Annotated in this window: 5 protein-coding genes; 1 reads left to right on the top strand and 4 read right to left on the bottom strand. The window is 69.0% G+C overall.

Annotation, left to right across the window (positions count from 1 at the left end):
• The coding region (locus VEG08_10725) for a S9 family peptidase (protein ID HXZ28460.1) at positions 1 to 1,400 on the bottom strand (1,400 nt) is incomplete at its 3' end.
• Between the two features lie 317 nt (positions 1,401 to 1,717).
• Here VEG08_10725 and VEG08_10720 point away from each other — a divergent pair.
• A complete protein-coding gene (locus VEG08_10720) occupies positions 1,718 to 3,892 on the top strand; it encodes a protein kinase (protein HXZ28459.1) in 2,175 nt (724 codons plus the stop codon).
• 48 nt (positions 3,893 to 3,940) lie between these two features.
• On the opposite strand, the gene VEG08_10715 is transcribed toward VEG08_10720, so the two are convergent.
• The 3 genes from VEG08_10715 to VEG08_10705 are packed head-to-tail and all read right to left on the bottom strand — an operon-like array spanning position 3,941 to position 6,756.
• Complete coding sequence (locus VEG08_10715; GenBank protein HXZ28458.1) at positions 3,941 to 4,741, bottom strand: ABC transporter permease; 801 nt, start codon at positions 4,739 to 4,741, stop codon at positions 3,941 to 3,943.
• A gap of 3 nt (positions 4,742 to 4,744) precedes the next feature.
• On the bottom strand, positions 4,745 to 5,584 hold the full coding sequence (locus tag VEG08_10710; GenBank protein HXZ28457.1) for an ABC transporter ATP-binding protein: 840 nt from the start codon (positions 5,582 to 5,584) through the stop codon (positions 4,745 to 4,747).
• The gene (locus tag VEG08_10705; GenBank protein HXZ28456.1) at positions 5,581 to 6,756 is read right to left on the bottom strand and encodes a nucleotidyltransferase family protein; all 1,176 of its coding nucleotides are present in this window, start codon (positions 6,754 to 6,756) and stop codon (positions 5,581 to 5,583) included. The genes VEG08_10710 and VEG08_10705 overlap by 4 nt, the downstream gene beginning before the upstream one ends.
• Positions 6,757 to 6,927: the final 171 nt, after the last annotated feature.

Here is a 6,927-nt window from a genome sequence, read left to right as displayed (position 1 = left end):
GGCACGCGGGTGCCGTCCTTGGAAGTGTAGAAGACCTGCATGGTCTCGTACTGGCTGGGGTCGAAGGCCACCTTGGGCTGGCGGAATAGCGTGCTCTTGCCGGTGGTGAAGTCGTAGCGGTAGACCGTGGCCGGCGTAGTGTAGCTGGTGTAGGTGTAGAAGGTCTCGGTGTCGTTGGTCTTGCCGCCGAAGCCGGCGGCGGTGCCGATCCCCGGCAGTTCCAGGTCCTTCAGGTGCTTGCCGTCAGCACTGAAGATGCTGACCAGGGCACGCGCATCGTGCAGGTAGGAGATGACCAGCTTGTCCTTGTCGAGCAGGCTGACGTTGTCCATGGCGTCCTTGGACTCGGGCACGATCGTCTTCCAGTCCTTGCGCTCGGGATGGCGCAGGTCGATGGCGATCACGCGCCCCCGCGGCGCCTGCAGGTCGGTCTGGAAGTAGAACACCGGGCCAAGGTTGCCCACGAACGCATAGCGGGCATCGAAGTCGTCGAGCAGCCGCACCACTGGCGCGTCCTTCTGCCCCAGGTCCTTGTAGTAGAAGCGGTTCTTGGGATCGGTGCCTTGCCACACGGTGATGCCCAGGTAGGCGCCGTCGTCGGTCACGAAGCCTCCGAAGCCCATCTCCTTGTTGTCCGGACGCTCATAGACCAGCACGTCTTCCGACTGGGGCGTGCCCAGCTGGTGGTAGTAGAGCTTCTGGAAGTAGTTGGCACCGGTCATCTTGGTCTCGGCCTTGGGCTCGTCGTAGCGGCTGTAGAAAAAGCCCTTGCCGTCCTTGGTCCACGAGGCCCCGGAGAACTTCGCCCACTTGATCACGTCCGGCAGCTTCGCGCCGGTCTGCGTGTTCATCACGTGCCACTCCTGCCAGTCGGAGCCCGCGTCTTGCACGCTGTAGGCCAGCAGGCTGCCGTCGTCGGTGAAGGCCAGCCCGCCCACCGCCACCGTCCCGTCGGCGGAGAGGGTGTTGGGGTCGAGCAGCATCCGCGGCTCGCCCGCCAGCGAGTCTACCTGGTACCACACGCTCTGGTTCTGCAGCCCGGAGTTGCGCGCGAAGAAATAGTGGCTGCCCTCCTTGCGGGGATTGCCGAAGCGCTCATAGTTCCACAGCTCGGTCAGACGCGCCTTGATGGCCGCGCGCTCCGGGATGGTGTCCAGGTACGCGAAGGTGACTTTGTTCTCCGCCTCCACCCACGCCTTGGTCTCGGGCGAATTCTCGTCCTCCAGCCAGCGGTAGGGGTCGGTGACCTTGGTGCCGAAGTAGTCGTCGACCGTGTCCCCGGTCTTGGTCTGGGGATAGGTGATTTTGGCGGGCGCGGAGGCGGCGGCCGGCTGCATCTGGGCGCTCACCATTCCCACGCACAACATCAGAGTTGCCAGGAGCATCATCTTGCGGAACATGCGGGAACCTCGCTTGTGGACGTAGAGGGTTGTAGTCCTTGGACGTCTTGAACCTGCCAAGGTTATCGGGAATGGGGGCTCGCCTGCAACCCTGCCCGCCCTGGGCGGCTGGGCCCGCCCTGGTGACCAACGGACACTGCCCGTTAGGGTGGGGGTGCGACCTCCGGCCGGTGCTTTTTTCCGGGCCCTTTGGGCCCGGCGGGTAGTAAAATCTGCCCAGTCTTTTCCCCCGGTATGACAGCAGTGACTTGCGCGCCCTTCGGGACCTCAGTTGCAATGTCCCGGTGTTTCGTTCGTAAGGAGCCGAGGCTCCCGCGATGAAATACTGCGACACCTGCCGCACCACCTATCCCCCCGAGTTCTCGGTGTGCCCCAAGGACCAGGCCCCCCTGCGGGAGACCGAAGAGCTGGTGCCGGGCATGATCCTGCGCGGCAAGTACGAGATCCTGGACAAGATCGGCTCCGGCGGCATGGCCTCCGTCTATCGCGCCAAGCACCTGACCTTCAACGAGATCCGCGCCATCAAGGTGGTCAGCAACCAGTTGGCGCGCGACGAGAAGTTCCTCAAGCGCTTCAAGAACGAAGCCATCATCGCGCGCAAGCTGCGCCATCCCAACGCCGTCCACATCGACGACTTCGACACCACCGACGACGGCCGCCCCTTCATCGTGATGGACTACGTGGAGGGCAAGAACCTGCGCACCGTGCTGCACGAAGGCGGTCCCATGCCGGCGCAGCGGGCGGTGCGCATCGCCCGCCAGGTCACCGCCGCCCTGGACGCCGCCCACAAGCTCGGCATCGTCCACCGCGACATCAAGCCTGACAACATCCTCATCGTCCCCATGCCCGCCAAGTCGGAGTACGGCAGCGACATCGCCAAGGTGCTGGACTTCGGCATCGCCACCGTGCGCGAGGGCGGACCCATCGGCACTCCCGGCTACACTCCCACCCAGACCTCGGTGGTGGTGGGGACGCCGCAGTACATCTCCCCCGAGCAGGCCATGGGCAAGCCCGGCAGCGAGATCGACGGCCGCGCCGACCTCTACTCGCTGGGCGCCGTCCTCTACGAGATGCTGACCGGGGCGCCGCCCTTCGACTCCGACACGCCCATCGGCGTGCTGCTGCAACATTTGCAGGCCCAGGCCAAGCCTCCGCGCGAGCGTTGCCCCGAGCGGGACATTCCGGCGAAGGTCTCGACGCTGGTGATGCGCGCCCTGGAGAAGGAACCGGGCAAGCGCTTCCAGAGCGCCGAGGAGATGACCCGGGCGCTCAGCGATCCCGATCATTGGGAGGCTTCCGCAGCGCCTGCCGCGGCTCCTGCCGCCAAGGCGGCCGCCGCCGCGGCGGCCCTTCCGGAGTTCGAGGTCAAGCCCGCCCCGCCGCCACCCACTCCGCCGCCCCCGGCCCACGACGAGGACCTCGACGTCGGTTACAAGGGCCGCGACCGCGACTCCGGCGTGCGCTTCGCGGGAGTCGACTTCGAGGCCATGAAGAAGGCCCAACTGCCTCCCGAGCTGGAGCCGGAGGAACCGCCGCCGCCACCGCCGCCGCCGCCGAGGAAGACCCCAACCATCGTCGCCGGACCGCCGACTGGGGTCACTCCCAGGCCGAGCGCGGCTCCTCCCGCCCAGGTCGAAGCCAAGCCGGTGCCCGGGGTGGCGGTGCCGACTCCTACGCCGCGCCCTCGGCCTACGCCTCCACCCGGGTCGGCGCCGGCGCCCCAGAGCAGGCCCTCCCAAGGCGGCCGCCCCGGCCCGGAGCAGACTCAGACGGTCTACCAGGAGAGCAAGCCCAAAGGCCCAGGCTTGGCGCTGCCCGCCCTGCCTGCCTGGCTGCCCAAGGCGGGCTACATCGGCCTGGGCGCGCTGCTGCTGCTGATCATCGCCGTGTTTGCGTGGAATCGCATACACGCGCCCGCTGCGTCTCCGCAGGCGGCCGCGACCGGCGCCGCTCCCACCCGGGACGACGCTCAGATCCTCCAGGATGTGAAGCAGGCACTGCATGATTCTCCCACCCTGCGCCGCATGCCCATCCAGGTGAGCGTGCAGCAAGGCGTGGTCACCCTCATCGGCAGGACCAACAACGCCAACATTCCAGGATTCGCCCAGGCCGTGGTCGGAGCGATCCCCGGAGTGGTGCAGATCGACAATCAGATCGACGTGGTCACCGGCGCTGCTGGCTACGGATCCTCCAGCCGGGCCGCGCCCTCCTCCAGCAGGACCGAGTCCACCACCACTTCCGCTCCGCGTCCGGCGCCCTTCGGAGGCGCCACCCAGGAAGCTCCACCGGTGGCGGGCGCGCTGCCCTCGGCGAGCGACGAGAACGTCGGCGTCCAGCAGATGCGCATCCAGCAGGCCATCGATATGGGGAACTTCCGCCTCTCCCAGGGCGACTACCCGGGCGCCGCCCGCGCCTTCCGCCGCGCCCTCGCCCTCGATCCCAACAATGCCGCCGCCAGGGCGGGCCTCCAACGAGCCGAGCGCGGCCACTGAATCCCGCCCCGCGGCTTCATTCCTGCAAGTCCAAATGTAAGATCGCCCTCAGTAGAACGACAGCGTGCCCTCGATGCGGGCACGGCGCAGGGCGCGCCCGAACAGCCACAGGCTGAGCGGCAGGAGCAGCACCGCGAAGGCCAGCAAGGCCGCCAGAGGCGCCGCCAGGGCGCTCCACGAGGCTCCCTTGACCATGGCCATGCGCAGCCCGTCGAGGGAGTGGGTCACGGGGATGAGCGCCGCCAGCTTCTGCAGCCAGGGCGGCAGCACGCTCACCGGGAAGGTCATCCCGGTCAGCAGCCAGGCCAGCGACGAGAACAGCCACACCACGGCGCTGCCTTTCTGCAGCCGCACCTGCAGGGCGGCGGCCGCGATCCCCATGGCCACCGCCACCACCAGCGAGACCAGGAACACCGCCACGCATCCCCACAGGTTCAGATTCAAGGGCACGCGGAAGAGCCAGAGGCCCAGGCCGAGATAGAGCACCAGGTACAAGGTGCGCTCCAGGAAGACCGAGGCCGCGGTCAGGAAGATGATCACCGGTGCGGGCGTGGAGGTGGTCATCAGCACCTCCATGGTGCCGCTGATCTGGGCGTCGTGCACCGCGCTCACGAAGGCGCTGATGCCCACCACGAAGAAGCCGTAGAAGCCGGTGCCGATCAGCAGAAAGGAAAAGTAGTCCATGCCCTCGGGGCGGAAGCCCGGGCCGATGGCGCGCGCCAGGTAGTAGAACGCCACCATCTCCGCCAGCAGCGCCAGCACCGGCATCCAGAAGCCGGCGCGATAGCGCAGCGCGATCAGCAGGTCGCGCCGCCAGATGGCCAGCAATTTGTCGAGCAGGACGGCCAAGCTCTATTCCTTTCCCGCGCCGGCCGGGCTCTCGCCTTCCGTCTCCCGGAAGTAGAAGGCGCGCAGTTCCTCCAGCGAGACGCCCGCTCCCAGGCGGTGCTGTCCCGCCAGCACGCCGCGCGCCAGCACGGCCACCGCGTCGCCCACCGCCATGGCCTCGTCGAAGCGATGGGTGGTGAGCAGGATGGCGGCGCCCGCGTCGGCGGTCTCGCGCACCAGCGTCCAGAAGCGCGAGGCCGCGGCCGGGTCCAGGCTGCGCGTGGGCTCGTCCAGCAGCAGCACGGCGGGTTTCTTCAGCAGGGCGCGCGCGATGCCCAGCCGCTGGTACATGCCGCTGGAGAATTTCATGACCAGGGTGTCGCCGGCCTCGGTGAGTCCCGCCTTCTCCAGCGCCCACTCCACCCGCTCGCGCCGCTGTTCCCGGAGAACATCATCCAGGGCGGCGAAGAAGGCCAGGTTCTCCCGCGCCGTGAGGCGAGGATAGAAGGAGCGTTCGGCGGCCACGGCGAATCCCACCGCGCCGCGCGCGCGCGCGGCCTCGCGCACCGTGTCCGCGCCCGCCACCTCCACCCGCCCGCCGTCGGGAAGCAGCATGGTGGAGACCAGCTTGAGTAGCGTAGTCTTGCCGCTGCCGTTGGGGCCCACCAGCACCAGCACCTCGCCCGGGGCGGCGCTCAGGCTCACCTCCTGGAGGGCGCGGGTCTCGCCGCCGCGCTCCCGCCCGATCCAGTTCAGCAGCGCCGGCCGGTGGCGGAAGACCTTGCTCACCGACTCCAGCGCCACGCTCACCGGGCGGACGAAGCCGGTGGTCTCGGGGGAAGGTGCGACCGGAGGCGGGTTCACGGGCGCATCCCCTTGCCCGCCAGCCGCGCCAGCCGCACCGCGGGATACAGCGGAAAGAGGAAGGCGGGCAGGCGGACGCTCTGCCACTCGGCGGCGCCCGGGGTCACCGCCAGGCGCAGGAGATAGCGCATGCGGTCGCGGCGGCGCTCGCGGGCGCGCAGGAAAAAACGGTGGTCGGCGACGCTCCACTCCGTGCCCACAGACTCGACCAGCGGCCGCTGCAGCACCTCCCGCGCCAGCAACTGGAGCTCCGCGTCGGCATCGATCGCGGCCGCCGGGCCGGCGGCCAGCGGCGCGTCCAGCAGCTCGCGCGCCAGGTGCAGCGGCAGGTGGACCAGCCGCCGCAGCCCCAATGTCCCCGCGCGCTGCTCGACCGCGCCCCAATCCAGGTCCGGGGACCGGCGCAGCAACTGGGCCACGTCACAGATCCAGCCCAGGCCTCGCCACAGGTGCTTGCCGGCGTGCAACGCCAGCACCAGCAGCAGGTCCTCGGGGCACAGGGTCCGCACCTGTTCCTCTCCCAGTCGTGCCGGTTGGGCCCGCCGCAGGAACTCGTCCACCGCGGGCTCCGTGGCGAAGTGCCGCGGTGCGATGCGCCAGTGGACTTCCACCACCACGGCGCCTTCGCGGCCCACAAATCCCAGTTCGCACCCGGAGCGCAGGTAGGCGCTCTGCTGCTGCGCGCTCAGCTCGATCTGCGGGCGATACCCGGCAGCCAGCAGCAGATCGCGCGCGGCGGGGACGTGCCCCGACTCCACCAGGATGTCGAGGTCTGAAAACTCCCGCAGCGACAGGTCGCCGTACAGGCCGGCGGCCAGCGCCGGGCCTTTGTAGGGTAGGGCAGGAATGCCGGCGGCTTCCAGGCCATGCAGGATCCGCAGCAGCTCGCCCGCCAGCAGCAGATTGCTGCGCGCGTGGCGGGCAAAGCGGACTTTCAGCCGCTCCACCACCACCGCAGGCGCCACCTCCGCGGCGTTCTCCGCCAGGTTCCAGCAGAGCAGCGGTTCCAGGCCGTGGAGCTCCGCCGCCTGCAACAGCAGCTCCCAGTCCAGCGGCGTCGCCGCCAGCTCGCGCAGCCGCTGCTTGTGCTCCGGCTCCAGCGGAGTGCGCGCGCACGCCAGCAGCAACCGGCCTTCCGGGCTGGCGATCGCGGGTGTGCTGGGCGGGCTCATGCCGGGTAGAAGGGGAAGGTCCCCCGCATCCTAACTCATTCCGTGCGCCCGGGAGGAGCTAGCAGCGCACGATCTTGGGCGATTCGATGCCACGGGTGGCGTTGCGGGTGTCCACCACCAGTCGCGACTCGCGCACGATGCGGCCGTAGTCGTAGTCGGAGTGGTCGGTGA

The organism is Terriglobales bacterium (assembly GCA_035624475.1).
Taxonomy (GTDB): domain Bacteria; phylum Acidobacteriota; class Terriglobia; order Terriglobales; family Acidobacteriaceae; genus DASPRL01.
The sequence above is the reverse complement of the archived record's forward strand: the minus strand, read 5'-3'. Positions and strand labels throughout refer to the sequence as shown.